This is a genomic window from Geodermatophilus ruber (assembly GCF_900114385.1).
In the GTDB taxonomy this organism is placed as follows: Bacteria; Actinomycetota; Actinomycetes; order Mycobacteriales; family Geodermatophilaceae; genus Geodermatophilus; species Geodermatophilus ruber.
In genome coordinates, this window is record NZ_FOSW01000007.1 from 217,619 (window position 1) to 232,309 (window position 14,691).

Below are 14,691 nucleotides of genomic sequence, written 5' to 3' on the forward strand. Positions count from 1 at the left end.
CGGCACGCTATCGGGCGCGCACCGTCCCTCGCCCCTGGTCGGGCGGCCGCGTCGCCCGGCCGGGGCGGGTCCACTCGCGGACGGGGCGGCGCAGGGTCAGCGCCAGGCAACCGACCGGACCGGCCAGGAGCAGCAGCCCCCACCACACCGCCTGCCCACCACCGAGGGCACCGAAGAGCACCACGAGCGCGACCAGGCCCAGCAGCGGCAGCACGCTGGCCGCGGCGAGCACCAGCCAGCCCCATGCCCGGCCCAGCCACACCATCGCCGCACCCAGAACGGTGATCGCGGCGAGCACCGCGGGCAGCACCACGTACCAGTACCAGCCGGGTTCGGGCTCCCACAGCAGGTAGGCCAGGTAGATGTCCTCGGCGGCGACCAGCACGCCGAACACGGCGGCGAACGGGACCAGCAGCGGGCGCTCGTCGAGCGCCGGTCGCGCCCCGCGGGCCAGCGGCGAGCGGGGCGCCGGTCGCGGCGAGCGCCGCGTCGCCGCCCGGCCACGCGAGGAGGACGACGGCATGGGCCGCAGCCTAGGTCCCGACGGCCCGGTCAGCGGGTCCGGCGCTCTCCCCGTGCGGGCCGCGGCCGCCCGGTCACCCACCGTCGCACCGGCGGCGTGAGCGCCAGCCCGGCGGCGATCACCGGGAGGACGAGGAGCAGCAGCGGCCACGCCCGGCCGCCGTCCCCCTGCCCCGCCGCGATGACAGCGCCGGTGAACACCGCCAGCGGCAGGACCGCGAGCACCAGTGGCCACCAGGCCCGGCGGGCGACCAGCCACGCGGCGGCCGCCACCTGCAGGACCGCGGCGGCCACCAGCAGGTAGGTCCACGGGTCGGGGCCGGCGTCCCCCGACAGGCCGCCGAGAGCGATGGCGACCACCGCCAGCAGCGCCGGGGGCAGCGCGCCGAGGAAGCCGACGAGCCCGGCGGCCAAGGCCAGGCCCGGCATCCGGGGGTCGGACGGCGGCACGGTCAGCTCGCCTGCTGGGGGTCGCCGGCCGCGGACCGCCGCCACGAGGCGTGCAGCCGCGCGTAGGGACCCTCCGCGTCGACGAGCTCGGCGTGCGTGCCGCGCTGGACCACCCGCCCGGCGTCGACCACGAGCACCTCGTCGGCCCGCTCCGCGGTGGACAGCCGGTGCGCGATGGTCAGCGTCGTCCGGCCATCGGTGAGCCGGTCCAGCGCGTGGGTGAGCCGCCGCTCGGTCGCCGGGTCGACGGCGCTGGTGGCCTCGTCGAGCACCAGCAGGTCGGGGTCGGCGACGTAGGCGCGGGCGACGGCGACCAGCTGCCGCTCCCCCGCCGACAGCGATTCGCCGCGCTGCCCGACCCGGGTCGCTACGCCCTCGGCGAGGCCCTCGACCCAGGCGGACAGGCCCAGCTGGGCGAAGGCGGCGAGCACCTCGGCGTCGGTCAGTCCCGGCCGGCCGTAGCGCACGTTGTCGGCGATCGTGGCGTCGAAGAGGAAGCCGTCCTGCGGCACCATCACCACCCGCTCCCGCAGCGAGGCGAACGAGACCTCGGCCAGCGGCACCCCGCCGAGCAGCACGCGGCCCTCGGTGGGGTCCATCAACCGCGTGACCAGCTTGGCGAGGGTCGTCTTGCCCGAGCCGGTCTCGCCGACGATCGCCACCCGCCGCCGCGGGGCGATCTCCAGGTCGACGTCGTCCAGGGCCGGGCGGGCGCCCGGCGCGTAGCGGAAGGAAACGTGCTCGAAGCGCACGCCCAGCGGGTGATGGGGCAGTTCGCGGGCGCGTGCGGGGTCGGCCTCGGCGGGGTCGCGCACGTCGGGCTCGGTGGCCAGCACGTCGAGCACCCGGCGGAACCCGGCGACGGCGTTCTGCGCCTCGTTGAGCACCTCGCTGGCCGTCTGCACGGGGGCGATGAACAGCGTCACCAGGAAGAGGAACGCCACGAGCGTGCCGGCGGTGATGTCGCCGGCCAGCCCGAGCAGGACGCCGGCGACGACGACCGCGGCGGTGGCCAGCGCGGCGACGAACTCGCCGCTCACGAACACCGCGGCGGTGACCTTCTGTGCGGCGACCTGTGCGCGGTAGTGCCGGCCGATGGCGCGGTCGAGCCGGGCCGCGGTGCGCTGACGGATGCCGTAGGCGCGCACGGTGGGGGCGCCGACCACCGACTCGGAGACGGCGGCCAGCACGTCGCCCACCCGCTCGCGGACCACGCCGTGGGCGGTGGCCAGCCGGCGGGCGAAGACCCGGACGGCGAGCGCCAGCGGTACGAAGCAGCCCAGCACCAGCAGGGTCAGCTGCCAGGAGTAGACCGCCATCACGGCGGTGGCGACCAGCAGCTGGCCCAGGCTCACCACGCCGAGCACGCCGCCCCACTGCATGAACGTGGAGAGCTGGTCGACGTCGCTGGTGACCCGGGAGACCAGCGAGCCGCGCCGCTGGCCCTGCTGGTGCAGCATCGACAGGTCGTGGACGTGGCGGAACGCGCGCGCCCGCAGCCCGGCCAGCGCGGTCTCCGTCGTCCGGAACAGCCGCACGTTCATCCGGTAGACCGCGACGGCGGTCAGCAGCACGACGGCGGCGCAGAGGAGCACGAGGTTGCGGACCAGGTCCAGGTCGGGGCCGCCCGGGCCGGTCAGGCCGCGGTCGATCACCTGCTGGACGGCGATCGGCACGACCACCCGGCCGCCGGTGGCGATCAGCGCGAGCGCGAAGGTCGCCGGCAGGCCCCGGCGGAACTCCGGCATCATCCGCAGCCCGCGTCGCAGGGTGGCCAGCGCCCCCTCCTCCCGGTGCTCGGCGAGGTGGCCGCCGCCGATCCCGGGCGCGCTCACGCCGCCACCTCCGCCTGGGCGTAGGCGTGCACCAGCGCCGCGTAGCCGGGCACCTCGGCGAGCAGCTGCTCGTGGCTGCCGCGGGCCAGCACCCGGCCCGACTCGAGCCAGACCACCTCGTCGGCCAGGGCGATGGTCGCCTGCCGGTAGGCCACGACCACCACGGTGGAGGGCCGGTCGGCGGCGCGGAGGGCGTCGAGGATGCGGGCCTCCACCGCCGGGTCGACGGCGCTGGTGGCGTCGTCGAGGACCAGCAGCCGGGGCCGGCGCACCACCGCGCGGGCGAGCGCCAGGCGCTGGCGCTGCCCGCCGGACAGGGTCGCGCCACGCTCGCCGACCCGGGTGTCGAGGCCCTCGGGCAGGCGGGCCACGAAGTCGTCGGCCGCGGCCACCCGCAGCGCCGCCCACACCTCCTCGTCGGAGTGGTCGGCGCCGAGGGTGACGTTGCCGCGCACCGTGTCGTCGAAGAGGAAGGTGCCCTGGGCGACGAACGCGGCCTGGCCGCTGACCTCCCCCTCCCGCAGTGCGCGCAGGTCGACCCCGTCGAGCAGCACGGTGCCCTCGCTCGGGTCGACCAGCCGCACGAGCAGTCCGGCCAGCGTGGACTTGCCCGAGCCGGTGGGACCGACGACCGCGACCGTGCGGCCGGCGGGAATCTCGAAAGTGACGCCCGAGAGCGTGGGCCGCGCTGCCCCGTCGAAGCGGAAGCCCACGTCGCCGAGCCCGAGCGCGGCTCCGCCCGCGCCGGCCGCGGCGACCTCCCGGCCGTGCCGCGTCTCCCCGGTCGCGTCGAGCACGGGGGTGACCCGGTCGAACCCGGCCAGGGCCCGCGGCAGGTCGGCGAGCACCCAGCCGATCGCCCGGATGGGCAGCGCGAGGAGCGTGAACAGGTAGGCGATGAAGACCAGGTCGCCGGCGTCGGTGGCGCCCTCGGCCACCCGCCCGGCGCCGATCAGCAGCACGGCGAGGGTGCCGAGGTTGGGCAGCGCCTCCATCATCGGGTCGAACAGCCCGCGGACCCGGCCGACCGCGACCAGCCCGTCGCGCAACTCCTCCGCGCGCCGGGTGAACCGCCGCGTCTCGACGTCCTCCCGGCCCAGGGTCTTCACCACCAGCGCGGCGTCGAAGCTCTCGTGGGCGATCTCGCTGACCTCGGCCCGCAGCTGCTGGGCCCGCCGCATGCGCGGGCTCATCGCCTGTGAGTAGACGGCGTTCACCACGAAGACCAGGGGGAAGACGACCAGGCCGACCAGGGCCAGCAGCGGGTCGGTGAGGAAGAGGGCGCCCGCGGTGATGCCGATCATCACCACCGCGCCGCAGGCGAAGGGCAGCGGCGCGACGAAGTACCAGGCGGCCTCGACGTCGGAGTTGGCGTTGGACAGCAGCTGCCCGGTCGGGTGGCGCTGGTGCCAGGACAGCGGCAGCCGCAGGTACTGGCCGGTGACCCGGCGCCGGTAGTCGGCCTGCAGCCGGTAGCCCATGATCCCGGCGAACAGCCGCCGGCCGAGGATGCCGAGGATCTTCAGGACCGCGACCGCGACGATGGCGACGGCGGCCAGGGTGAGCGCCGCGGCGGTGGTCGCGCCGTCCTCGAACGCGGGGAGGATGACGCGGCCGGACACCTCGCCGATGACGTAGGCGCTGGCGACGGTCATGCCGCCGTAGAGGCTGCTGGCGACGAAGGCCAGCGTGAACATGCCGGGTTGCTCGGCGATCGCCCGCCCGATGTGGCGGATTCCTCGCCGCACCACGGCGTCTCGGCGGCGGGGCACAGCTCTCCTCTGAGGTCGTGCGGGGGCGGCGGCGTGACTGTACTGAGCCGTGCCGACCACCCGTGGCAGAAATCCGGCCGGTGCCGGACCGCTGTCGTCGGTAACTTCGGGCGGTGGCCTCCTCTTCCCGGCCCCTGTCCGACCGCGAGCGGGCCGGGCTCGCCGACCTGCTCGACGCCCTCGGCCCGGACGCTCCGACGTGCTGCGTGGGGTGGACCACCGCCCACCTCGCCGCACACCTCGCCGTCCGCGACCGGCGGCCGGACGCGATGCCGGGCTACGGGCTGGAGATGCTGCCCGTCGGCGGGCGGCTGGCCGGCTGGTCGCACCGGCTGGAGGACCGGCTGCGCACCGCCACGCCGTACGCCGCCGTGGTGGACCAGGTGCGGTCGGGTCCCCCGCGGTGGTCGCCGATGCGCCTGCCGCAGGTGGGCGCCGCGGTGAACTCGGCCGAGTTCACCATCCACCACGAGGACGTGCGGCGGGCGCAGCCGGGCTGGCAGCCGCGCACCCTGCCGGGGGCCGACCAGGACGCGCTGTGGCCGGCCGCCAGGATGTTCGCCCGGCGGGCCACCGGCCGCGACGGGCTGGTGCTCCGGCGCAGCGACGCGCCCGGCGTGGAGAAGCGGCTCGGGGCGGGTGGCCGCACGGTGACCGGCGAACCGCTGGAGCTGCTGCTGTGGGTGAGCGGCCGCCGCGACGTCGCCCGGGTCACCGTCTCCTGAGCGGAGTCGCTCAGCGGACGGGGATGCCGGCGCCGGCCAGGGAGGCCTTGACCTCGCCGATCCGCAGCTTGCCGAAGTGGAAGACGCTGGCCGCGAGCACCGCGTCGGCTCCCGCCTCGACCGCGGGCGGGAAGTGCTCGGCCTCGCCCGCGCCCCCGCTGGCGATCACCGGCACGGTCACCTCGCGGCGCACGGCCCGGATCAGCTCGGTGTCGAAGCCGGCCTGGGTGCCGTCGGCGTCCATCGAGTTCAGCAGCACCTCGCCCACGCCCAGCGCGGCGGCCTGCACCACCCACTCGACGGCGTCCCGGCCGGTGCCGCGGCGCCCGCCGTGGGTGGTGATCTCGAAGCCGGAGTCGGTGGCCGCGCCGTCACGCACCCGCCGCGCGTCCAGCGACAGCACGAGCACCTGGTTGCCGAACCGGTCGGCGATCTCGGCGATCAGCTCCGGCCGGGCCACCGCGGCGGTGTTCACGGCGACCTTGTCCGCGCCGGCCCGCAGCAGCCGGTCGACGTCGTCGGCGCTGCGCACCCCGCCCCCCACGGTGAGCGGGATGAACACGCTCTCCGCGGTCCGGCGGACGACGTCGTAGGTGGTCTCCCGGTCCCCGGAGCTGGCGGTGATGTCGAGGAAGGTCAGCTCGTCGGCGCCCTCGGCGTCGTAGACGCGGGCCATCTCCACCGGGTCGCCGGCGTCGCGCAGGTCGACGAAGTTGACGCCCTTGACCACCCGGCCGGCGTCGACGTCCAGGCACGGGATCACGCGGACGGCGAGGCTCACGCCCCGGCCCCCCGCACCGCGTCGGCCTCGATCTCGACCAGCATCGCCGGGTCGATCAGCCCGGCCACCTGGACCATCGAGGTGGCCGGCCGGATGTCGCCGAACACCTCGCCGTGGGCGCGGCCGACCTCCTCCCACCGGGAGATGTCGGTGACGAACATCCGGGTCCGGACGACGTCGGCGATCGAGAACCCGGCCCGCTCCAGCGCATCCTCGAGGTTGGCCAGCGCCTGGCGGGTCTGCGCGGCCGCGTCGCCGGGGTGCACGACCACGCCGTCGACGGTGGCGGTGGTGCCGCTGACCCACGCGGTGTCGCCACGCACGACCACCCGGCTGTACCCGACCACGCCCTCCCAGGGCGCCCCGGAGCCGAGCCGGATGATGCTCATGCGGCGACCTCCCGGGTCACGGCCAGGGCCTGGGGCAGGGTGAACGCGCCGGCGTAGAGCGCCTTGCCGACGATCGCGCCCTCGACACCGACGGCGCTCAGCCCGGCCAGCGCGCGGATGTCGTCGAGCGAGCTCACCCCGCCGGAGGCGATCACGGGGCGGTCGGTGGCGGCGCAGACCTCCCGCAGCAGGTCCAGGTTGGGCCCGCGCAGCGTGCCGTCCTTGGTGATGTCGGTGACCACGTAGCGGGCGCAGCCCTCGGCGTCCAGCCGCGCGAGGGTCTCGTAGAGCTCGCCGCCCTCGCGGGTCCAACCGCGGGCGGCCAGCCGGGTGCCGCGGACGTCGAGGCCGACGGCGATCCGGTCGCCGTGCTCGGCGATCGCCCGGGCACACCACTCCGGCGACTCGAGGGCGGCGGTGCCCAGGTTCACCCGGCGGCAACCGGTGGCCAGCGCCGCGGCCAGCGACTCGTCGTCCCGGATGCCTCCGGACAGCTCGACGTCGACGTCCAGCTCGCCGACCACCCGGGCCAGCAGCTCGCGGTTGCTGCCCCGGCCGAACGCGGCGTCCAGGTCGACCAGGTGCACCCACTCGGCACCGTCCCGCTGCCAGGCCAGGGCCGCCTCGAGCGGGTCGCCGTAGGAGGTCTCGCTCCCGGCCTCCCCCTGCACGAGCCGGACGGCCTGGCCGTCGGCGACGTCGACGGCGGGGAGCAGCTGCAGCGTGGGCACGACCGACAGGCTAGTGACCCGCCGCGTGTAGCCCGCGTCACCGGCGGGCGACCCTCCGGTCGGCGGTATCCCGTGTCGTCGGCGGCCGGCGCGGCCACCGGCAGCCGGGCTCTCAGCGCGCGTGCAGGGCGGAGAACTCCCCCGGCGTCATCCCGGTGACCCGGGCGAAGTCGCGGTGGAAGTGCGGCTGGTCGGCGTAGCCCAGCACCGCGGCGGTCTCCGCGAGCGTCGTCCCACCGGCGCGGAGCCGTTCGGCCGCCTCCTGGAGCCGGCGGCGCTGGATCAGCCACTTGGGGGTCAGCCCGAGCCGGCGCTGCACGAGCCGCTGCAGCGCCCGCTCGGACAGGTCGAACTCGGCGCAGACCTGCGCCACCCGGAGGACGGCGCTGTTCGCCTCGACGAACCCCACGACCCGGTTGACCAGCTCCCCCTCCGGGTCGACCGGGAGGAAGCGCCGCAGCACCTCGCCGACGGCGTCCATGGCCGCCCGGTGTGCGGCCGGGGAGGCGGGGTCGGGGCCCATCGCCGCGCGCACCCGGTCGGCCAGCCGCGCGCCGTCGTCGCCGAGGACGTCGGTGAGGGCGACGGAGCGGTCGGTGTGGCCGGAGACCGGTGTCCCGGTGAGGAGCCACCCCGCGGCCGGAGCGCACATCACCCCGACGGCCCACCCGTCGCCGCTCAGCGTCGTCGTCGACAGACCCGTGGCCACTCCGTGGAAGCGGGCGTCGTGGGCCGAGACGACGACCAGGCACACCGGGTACTGCAGGACCTTCTGCGGCGCCGCGGTGCCCGGCGGCACCGACCAGACCGGGATCCAGAACCGGCGGAGCAGCTCCTCGAACCCGGCATCCGGCGGGTACCGGAAGATGACGTGCGAGGCGTCCCGCGGGTCCTTCAGGTGCGCCCGCTCGTGCGGTTCCCACGGCCGGGGACCGGTGTCGCCTTTCATCAAGACCGAGTCTGCCGACCTTCCTATGTTTCCTGCATGAACCGCACCGCGACGCAGTACGCAGCCGCAGACCGACGGCTGACCGACATCCTCGACGGCGTGCCGGCGGCCGGCTGGACCAGCCCGTCCCCCTGCGAGGGCTGGTCGGCCCGGGACGTCGTCGGCCACCTGATCGAGACCCAGCGCGCGTTCCTCACCGGTCGCGGCCTCGACCTCGGCGCGGCGCCGGACGTCGCCCTCGATCCGGCCGCGGCCTGGCGGGAGCACGCCACGGCGGTGCTCGGCCTGATCTCCGACGACGGCGTGGTGGCGGCCGGCTACGACGGGGTCTTCGGGCCGACCTCGATCGGCGACACCCTGGATCGGTTCTACGTCTTCGACATGGTCGTGCACCGGTGGGACGTCGCCCGGGCGACCGGCGGGGACACCGGCCTCTCCCCCGACGAACTCGACCGCATCGAGGCCGGCGCGGACGGCTTCGGCGACGCCCTCTACATGGAGGGGGTCTGCCGCCCCGGCATCGAGGCGCGGGCCGGCGCCGACCGGGCGGCCCGCCTCCTCGCCCGGCTCGGTCGCCGGGCCTGACCGGGGCACCGGCGACCGCCGGCGGGCACGGGGGCCGCCCTCAGCGCCCCTGCCCGTCGGCGGCGAGCGGCTCCGGGTGGCGCAGCGGGAACGGGCTCATGCCGCCGCCGTCGATCGGGATCGCCTGCCCGGTGACGTAGCCGGCCTCGGGCGAGGCGAGGAAGGCGACCGCGGCGGCGACGTCCTCGGGCAGGCCCACCCGGCCCACGGGGATGGCGCGACCCCGCTGGGCCATCAGTGCGGCCTCGTCGACGTCCGGACCCGAGCTGAGGAACGCCCGGCTGGTGCCGACCAGCCCGGGGCACAGCGCGTTGACCGTGATCCCCCAGGGGCCCAGGTCCATCGCCAGCGCCCGGGTGAGGCCGATGACGCCGGCCTTGGACGCCGAGTACGGCCCGGAGAAGGGGGCCGCGGTGAGCCCGGCCATCGAGGAGATGTTCACGATCCGGCCGGAGCGCTGGGTGCGCATGACCGGTACCGCCGCCCGGCTCATCAGCCACGGCCCGCGCAGGTTGACCGCGACGACCCGGTCGAAGACCTCGACCGGGATGTCGGCGACGTCGGCGCGGTCCGGGCCCTGGGGCGCCGCGGCGTTGTTGACCAGCACGTCGAGCCGCCCGAAGCGCTGCACAGCCTCATCGACCATGCGCTGGGCGTCGGCCTCGACGGCGACGTCCCCGAGCACGGCCGCGGCCGTCCCCCCGGCGGCGGTGAGGTCGGCGACCAGCGCCTCGACCCCGCCCCAGCCGGCCGACCGGTGCTCCTGCTGCCGGTTGGGCACCCCGGTGGCCTGCAGGTCGGTGACGACGACGGCGGTGCCCTGCGCGGCGAGCCGCCGCGCGATCGCCTGGCCCATCCCGTCCGGCTTGCCGCAGCCGGTGACGAGGGCGACCCGCTGCACGGTCACCGGTTCTCCCCGGCGGGCTTCGGCGGCTTGGGGCTGCTCGGGCCGCCGTCCACCGACAGGATCTGGCCGGAGATCCAGCGGGCCCGGTCGCTGGAGAGGAACAACACCGCCTGGGCGATGTCCCAGGGGCTGCCCTCGGTGCCGAGCGCCGACCAGCCCTTGCGGATCTCCCGCATCTCCGGCGACATGTTGGCGGCGGCGAAGGCCCCCCAGATGGCGCCGACCTGCACGCAGTTCACCCGGATGCCGCGGTCGCCGAGGGTGTTGGCGGCGCCGACGGTCATGTTCTCCAGGCCGGCCTTGGCCAGGTTGTAGACCATGCCCGGCCCGCGTGCCCGGACGCCGACCGAGCTGATGTTGACGATCGCCGAGCCGCTGGGCAGCACCTCCACCGCGTGGCGGGTCATCTGCCAGGCGGTGGTCAGGTTGAGGTCCATCAGCTGGTGGAACCGCTCGGGGGTCACCTCGAAGATGCCCGCGCGGTCGCCCACCGCCACGTTGTTGACCAGCGTGTCGACGCCGCCGAACTGGGCGACGGTCTCCTCCACCGCCCGCTTGCAGGCGTCGTCGTCGAGCAGGTCGGCGACGACGGGGACCGCCTTGCCGCCGTCGGCCTCGATGGCGTCGACGGTGCGCTGCGCCGCGGCCGGGTCCCGGTCGAGGACCGCCACCCGGGCGCCGTGGGCGGCGAACACCCGGCTGATGGCGTAGCCGACCCCGGGCTCGTTGTCGCTCTGCTGGCCACCGCCGGTCACCAGGGCGGTGCGGCCGGCCATCCAGAGGTCACCGGCCCCGCCGAAGGGGTCGGTGAGGGACTCGCTGTACTCGGTCACTGCGCGGCTCCTACCGGAGTGGAGGGGGTGGTCCGGCCGACGACCGGCACGGAGCTGGCCGACCAGCCGGAGAAGACCCGCACGACCATCGAGATACCGGCGTTGCGGGCGCCGGCGACGAGGATCGGCAGCGCCTCGGGGCCGTCGGTGGCGAAGAGGCGGTCGAAGGCTCCGGGGTCGGTGCCGCCGTCGGCGAAGCGGACGCCGTTGTCGCCGACGCCGTCCTTGCCGACCCGCGCCAGGTCGGCCTTGGACCGGCCGCACCGCTCGACCAGCCAGGCACGGACGTCGGCCTTGCTCATCCCGGCCCCGGCCAGCAACTGCGCGTGCTCCGGGCAGAAGACGATGCCGGCCGGGTGGTGGCGGAAGATCGCGGCGCCGCTGCGGGAGATCGTGTCGGCGAAGTCGGCGAGCAGCTGCTCGGGGTCGGCGGTGTGCCGGTTGTCGACGTACTCGACGGTGCGGGTGAGCATCCCGGAGACCGCCGAGGTGCCGGCGGGCACGCCGCCCTCCACGGCCAGCGGCTCCCAGGGGCTCTCCTCCTCGTTCTCGGCGAGGCAGACCTGCCAGCGGCCGGGCAGGCCCTGGGTGGCCTGCTCGAAGCCGTGCGGGACGACGCCGAGGGCGTTGCGCACCATCAGGCCGATCGCACGGGCGATCGTCATGTTGGGGCGGAAGCCGGGGCCGAAGGCGCCGCCGGCGGCATTGAAGCCCAGCTCCCGGCGCACCGGCCCGTTGACGACCAGCAGCGGCGAGGGGCCGCTGGTGCTCTGCCAGCCTCCGCCGGTGGCCGAGCGGTCGCGCTGGATGGCCTCCCAGGCGGCGAGCACCACCGGGAAGTACTCGGGGCGGCAGCCGGCCATCGCCGCGTTGATGGCGGCGAGCTCGAGGGTCACGCTGCGGTTGAGGTGCGGCAGCGTGCCGATGACCTCGTCGGGCTGCCGGTCCACGGTGGCGAGGAACCGGTCGACCAGCGTGCGGGTCGCGGGCACCAGCGGCAGGCCGTCGGACCAGTCCTGCGCGTAGCAGTGCTCGATCGCCGCCTGGGCGGCCTCGGGGTCGGCGTCCGGGACGGCGACCGGCGCGTCCGCCTGCAGCGTCACGACGCCACCCGCTGCGCCGACGCGTCGGTCACCGTCGCCACGACCTGCGGCAGCAGCTGGCGGGCCCGCTCGCGGACCGCGTCGGCGTCGAGGATCGCCACCGGGTGGGCGGTGGTCAGGTAGGCGTAGCCGGGCGCGCCCTGGACCTCGGCCATCCCGCTGGCGGTGGCGGTGAAGGCGTCGGAGCAGATGACCGCGGCCGGCACGCCGGCCCGCTCCAGCGCGATCCCGTCGGCGACCGCCGAGGCGCTGCAGGAGCCGCAGTCGCCGACCCCGGTGAGGACGACGTCGCACTCGCCGACCAGCTCGGCCAGCGTCTCCTCCGGCAGCGGCAGCGCGAACGCGGTCTTGGTGCGGCGCAGGACGGTGGCCGAGGCCCCGTGCTCGCTCTGCAGCAGCGCCGCGAGCTCGTCGAGCAGCAGGGCGGCGTTGTGCTTGGTGTTCTCCAGCAGCCCCAGCCGGACGCCGGTCAGGCCGGTACGCCGCGGCGCCCGCGCGGTGGCACCGATGCGGGCCGTCGCCCGGCCGGTCGGGTCGAGGATGTCGGCGAGGGTGGCCATCAGGCGGTTCCTCCCGCGACGGGGTTCGGGTTCGGGTTCACGCTGCTCGTGTCCTCTCGGCGGGATGGGGCCGCGGGCCGGGGCCCGGAGGCCCGGCCGGCGCGCGGATCACGGCTGATGGACGGCGCGCATGGCGGCCGGCGCACCGCCCTCCGGCGGGCGCCGGGCACCCGCCCGTCCTCGCCCCACCATGGTGTGCGGAGCCACACTCCCGCAGCGACGGGCCTTCCCCCCGGTGGAAGCCGGGCGCGCGGCACACCCACCGGCGGGCGTGCTTGACACCGCAGGAACCGCCTGCGCACAGTGGCGCGGCCCACGATGGGTGCATGACCCAACGTGATGGGCCGCGAAACGAGAGGGCGTTGATGGCAGTTCCGACACCGACCGCAGCCGCCACCGAGAGCCAGCCGGCCCGGCTCCCGGTCGGAGGGGCCGCGACGGCCGCCGGCCGGGTGCTCGCCGTGCTGTCCGCCTTCGGCCCGACGCACCCGTCCCTCACCCTCAGCGAGATCAGCCGGCGGTCCGGGCTGACGCTGACCACCACCCACCGGCTGGTCGGCGAGCTGCGGCAGTGGGGCGGCCTCGAGCGGGGGCCCGACGGCCGCTACGCCATCGGCCTGCGGTTGCTCGAGCTCGGCGCGCTGGCCCCGCACGGGCTACAGCTGCGCGAGCTGGCCCTCCCCTACCTCGACGACCTGCACCAGGCCACCCGCGCCAACGTGCACCTCGCCGTCCGGGACGGCGCCGACGGCGTCTACGTGGAGGCGTTGCGGGCCCGGGGTGCGGTGCAGGTGCTCAGCCGGCTGGGCGGCCGCTGGCCGCTGCACGCCACGGGCACCGGCCAGGTGCTGCTGGCCTTCGCCGACCGGGAGGTGCAGGACGAGCTGCTCCAGGCGCGGCTGAAGCGGTTCACCCCGGACACGATCACCGACGTCGGCGAGCTGCGCCGGGTGCTCGCCGAGGTGCGCCGCACCGGGGTCGCCATCGCCGACAACCAGCTGACGCCCGACGCCCTCGCCATCGCCGTCCCGGTGCGCGGCCGGCGCGACGAGGTGGTCGCCGCCCTGGGCGTCACCGTGCAGCGCGGGACCGTGCCGAGCCACGCCCTCGCGCCGGCTCTGGCCGCCACCGCCCGCGGCATCTCGCGCGCCCTGGGCTCGCCCTCGGCCACCCCCGAGGCGGGCGGCGCCATTCGCGCGTCGCGCACCGGGGGTGCGATGACGCCGCGGTCGCGCTGACCCCCGCTGACCCGACGCCGCCGGTCCTCAGGGACCGGCGGCGTCGTCGTGTCCGCGCACGGCTCGCCGGGCGCACGGCTGAGGCCGCCGGCACCAGGAGGTGCCGGCGGCCTCAGCGTCGGGCCCCTACGACGGCCCCGTCCAGAGGCTCACCGCGAGCCTGCGAGCGGTGAGGAGGACGTGGTCCTTCTACTCGTGCAGGATGACGCCGCGGATGTTCTTGCCGTCGGCGAGGTCCTGGTAGGCCTCGTTGACCTCGTCCAGCTTGTAGGTGCGGGTGACCAGCTCGTCGAGCTTGAGCTGACCGTCCTGGTACAGGCGGAGCAGCCGGGGCACGTCGAAGAGCGGGTTGCAGTCGCCGAACAGCGCGCCGCGGACCTGCCGCTGGTAGCCGATGAGCGCGCCGGCGTGGAAGTGCGCGGCCTTCTCGGTCAGCTTGCCGACGCCGGTGATGGTGACCTTGCCGCCCTTGCCGGTCATCTGGATGGCGGCGTTGACCATCTCCTCGGTCACCACACCGGGGGTGAGGATCGCGTGGTCGGCCAGCTGGCCCCAGGTGGTCTCGACCACGAACTCGTGCGCCTCCTTCGCCGAGGCGAAGGCGTGCGTCGCGCCGAAGACCGAGGTGGCCATGTCGCGCTTGAACTCGACCGGGTCGACGACGACGACGTTCTTCGCGCCGGCGTACCGGGCGCCCTGGACGGCGTTGCTGCCGACCCCGCCCGAACCGAAGATCACCACGGTGTCCCCGGCCCGGACGCCGGCCGCGTTGACCGCCGAGCCCCAGCCGGTGGGGACGCCGCACCCGACCAGGCAGGCGACCTCCCACGGGATGCCGTCGGCCAGCGGGATGGCCGCCCACTCCGAGATCACCGCGTACTGCGAGAAGGAGCCGACGGTGCAGAAGCCGCCGAGGTCCTCGTCGCCGAGGTGGAAGCGGAAGGTGCCGTCGAGGAACATGCCGGTCCCGGCGTTGAGCCCCTTGACGCACATGTTCTGGTGCCCGGTGGAGCAGGGCCGGCAGGCGCCGCAGGCCGGGATGTAGGAGCAGACGATCCGGTCACCGGGCTTGACCCGGGTGACGTTCGGGCCGACCGACTCGACGATGCCGGCCCCCTCGTGGCCACCCACCACGGGCATGCGCACCGGCGCGTCGCCCTGGGTGATGTGGTCGTCGGAGTGGCACAGGCCCGAGGCGGCGAACTTGACCCGGACCTCGTGCTCCTTGGGGTCGTCGAGCTGGAGGTCGACCAGCTCCCAGCCCTTGTGCGCCTCGCGGGCGATGGCCGCGCGCGTCGTGATGCTGCTCAT

16 protein-coding genes are annotated in these 14,691 nt (G+C 75.6%); 3 read left to right on the forward strand and 13 right to left on the reverse strand.

Features of this window, described 5'->3' with window-relative positions:
• Nucleotides 1-7: 7 nt before the first annotated feature.
• From BMZ50_RS13360 to BMZ50_RS13375, 4 genes are read right to left on the reverse strand one after another with little or no spacing between them, the layout of a single operon-like run.
• Nucleotides 8-523 (reverse strand): hypothetical protein, encoded by a 516-nt coding sequence (locus BMZ50_RS13360; RefSeq protein ID WP_091325312.1) that lies wholly within the window; start codon nt 521-523, stop codon nt 8-10.
• Nucleotides 524-552: 29 nt separating this feature from the next.
• Entirely contained in the window at nt 553-972 is a 420-nt protein-coding gene (locus tag BMZ50_RS13365; RefSeq protein ID WP_143087168.1) for a hypothetical protein, read from the reverse strand.
• A gap of 2 nt (nt 973-974) precedes the next feature.
• Nucleotides 975-2,807: an ABC transporter ATP-binding protein gene (locus tag BMZ50_RS13370; RefSeq protein ID WP_245753634.1), complete on the reverse strand. Its 1,833-nt coding sequence runs from the start codon at nt 2,805-2,807 to the stop codon at nt 975-977.
• The gene (locus BMZ50_RS13375) at nt 2,804-4,579 is read right to left on the reverse strand and encodes an ABC transporter ATP-binding protein (RefSeq protein ID WP_245753635.1); all 1,776 of its coding nucleotides are present in this window, start codon (nt 4,577-4,579) and stop codon (nt 2,804-2,806) included. The genes BMZ50_RS13370 and BMZ50_RS13375 overlap by 4 nt, the downstream gene beginning before the upstream one ends.
• A 113-nt stretch (nt 4,580-4,692) precedes the next feature.
• Between BMZ50_RS13375 and BMZ50_RS13380 the strand changes: the two genes are divergently transcribed.
• Nucleotides 4,693-5,304 carry a TIGR03085 family metal-binding protein gene (locus BMZ50_RS13380; protein WP_091325316.1) on the forward strand — a complete coding sequence of 204 codons (612 nt, stop codon included), beginning with the start codon at nt 4,693-4,695 and terminating at the stop codon, nt 5,302-5,304.
• A gap of 10 nt (nt 5,305-5,314) precedes the next feature.
• Here the strand turns inward: BMZ50_RS13380 and hisF are convergent, their stop codons facing one another.
• From hisF to BMZ50_RS13400, 4 genes are all read right to left on the reverse strand, one after another.
• A complete protein-coding gene (gene hisF, locus BMZ50_RS13385) occupies nt 5,315-6,085 on the reverse strand; it encodes an imidazole glycerol phosphate synthase subunit HisF (RefSeq protein WP_091325320.1) in 771 nt (256 codons plus the stop codon).
• On the reverse strand, nt 6,082-6,474 hold the full coding sequence (locus BMZ50_RS13390; protein ID WP_091325322.1) for a RidA family protein: 393 nt from the start codon (nt 6,472-6,474) through the stop codon (nt 6,082-6,084). The genes hisF and BMZ50_RS13390 overlap by 4 nt, the downstream gene beginning before the upstream one ends.
• The gene (gene priA / locus BMZ50_RS13395; RefSeq protein WP_091325325.1) at nt 6,471-7,205 is read right to left on the reverse strand and encodes a bifunctional 1-(5-phosphoribosyl)-5-((5-phosphoribosylamino)methylideneamino)imidazole-4-carboxamide isomerase/phosphoribosylanthranilate isomerase PriA; all 735 of its coding nucleotides are present in this window, start codon (nt 7,203-7,205) and stop codon (nt 6,471-6,473) included. Before priA ends, BMZ50_RS13390 begins: the two co-directional genes overlap by 4 nt.
• Before the next feature lie 112 nt (nt 7,206-7,317).
• Nucleotides 7,318-8,154, reverse strand: coding sequence for a helix-turn-helix domain-containing protein (locus BMZ50_RS13400; protein WP_091325327.1), 837 nt, complete (start codon nt 8,152-8,154; stop codon nt 7,318-7,320).
• A gap of 36 nt (nt 8,155-8,190) precedes the next feature.
• On the opposite strand from BMZ50_RS13400, the gene BMZ50_RS13405 reads away from it, so the two are divergent.
• Nucleotides 8,191-8,739: a TIGR03086 family metal-binding protein gene (locus BMZ50_RS13405; protein ID WP_091325331.1), complete on the forward strand. Its 549-nt coding sequence runs from the start codon at nt 8,191-8,193 to the stop codon at nt 8,737-8,739.
• A 40-nt stretch (nt 8,740-8,779) separates the two neighbouring features.
• Here the strand turns inward: BMZ50_RS13405 and BMZ50_RS13410 are convergent, their stop codons facing one another.
• From BMZ50_RS13410 to BMZ50_RS13425, 4 genes are read right to left on the reverse strand one after another with little or no spacing between them, the layout of a single operon-like run.
• Complete coding sequence (locus tag BMZ50_RS13410; RefSeq protein ID WP_091325334.1) at nt 8,780-9,646, reverse strand: SDR family NAD(P)-dependent oxidoreductase; 867 nt, start codon at nt 9,644-9,646, stop codon at nt 8,780-8,782.
• Nucleotides 9,643-10,479 (reverse strand): SDR family NAD(P)-dependent oxidoreductase, encoded by an 837-nt coding sequence (locus tag BMZ50_RS13415; RefSeq protein ID WP_245753636.1) that lies wholly within the window; start codon nt 10,477-10,479, stop codon nt 9,643-9,645. The genes BMZ50_RS13410 and BMZ50_RS13415 overlap by 4 nt, the downstream gene beginning before the upstream one ends.
• Nucleotides 10,476-11,582 (reverse strand): hypothetical protein, encoded by a 1,107-nt coding sequence (locus BMZ50_RS13420; protein WP_245753637.1) that lies wholly within the window; start codon nt 11,580-11,582, stop codon nt 10,476-10,478. The genes BMZ50_RS13415 and BMZ50_RS13420 overlap by 4 nt, the downstream gene beginning before the upstream one ends.
• Nucleotides 11,579-12,142 carry a UGSC family (seleno)protein gene (locus BMZ50_RS13425; protein WP_091325337.1) on the reverse strand — a complete coding sequence of 188 codons (564 nt, stop codon included), beginning with the start codon at nt 12,140-12,142 and terminating at the stop codon, nt 11,579-11,581. The genes BMZ50_RS13420 and BMZ50_RS13425 overlap by 4 nt, the downstream gene beginning before the upstream one ends.
• Before the next feature lie 365 nt (nt 12,143-12,507).
• Between BMZ50_RS13425 and BMZ50_RS13430 the strand changes: the two genes are divergently transcribed.
• Nucleotides 12,508-13,380 (forward strand): IclR family transcriptional regulator, encoded by an 873-nt coding sequence (locus BMZ50_RS13430; RefSeq protein ID WP_091325341.1) that lies wholly within the window; start codon nt 12,508-12,510, stop codon nt 13,378-13,380.
• Between the two features lie 189 nt (nt 13,381-13,569).
• Here the strand turns inward: BMZ50_RS13430 and BMZ50_RS13435 are convergent, their stop codons facing one another.
• Entirely contained in the window at nt 13,570-14,691 is a 1,122-nt protein-coding gene (locus BMZ50_RS13435; RefSeq protein ID WP_091325344.1) for an NDMA-dependent alcohol dehydrogenase, read from the reverse strand.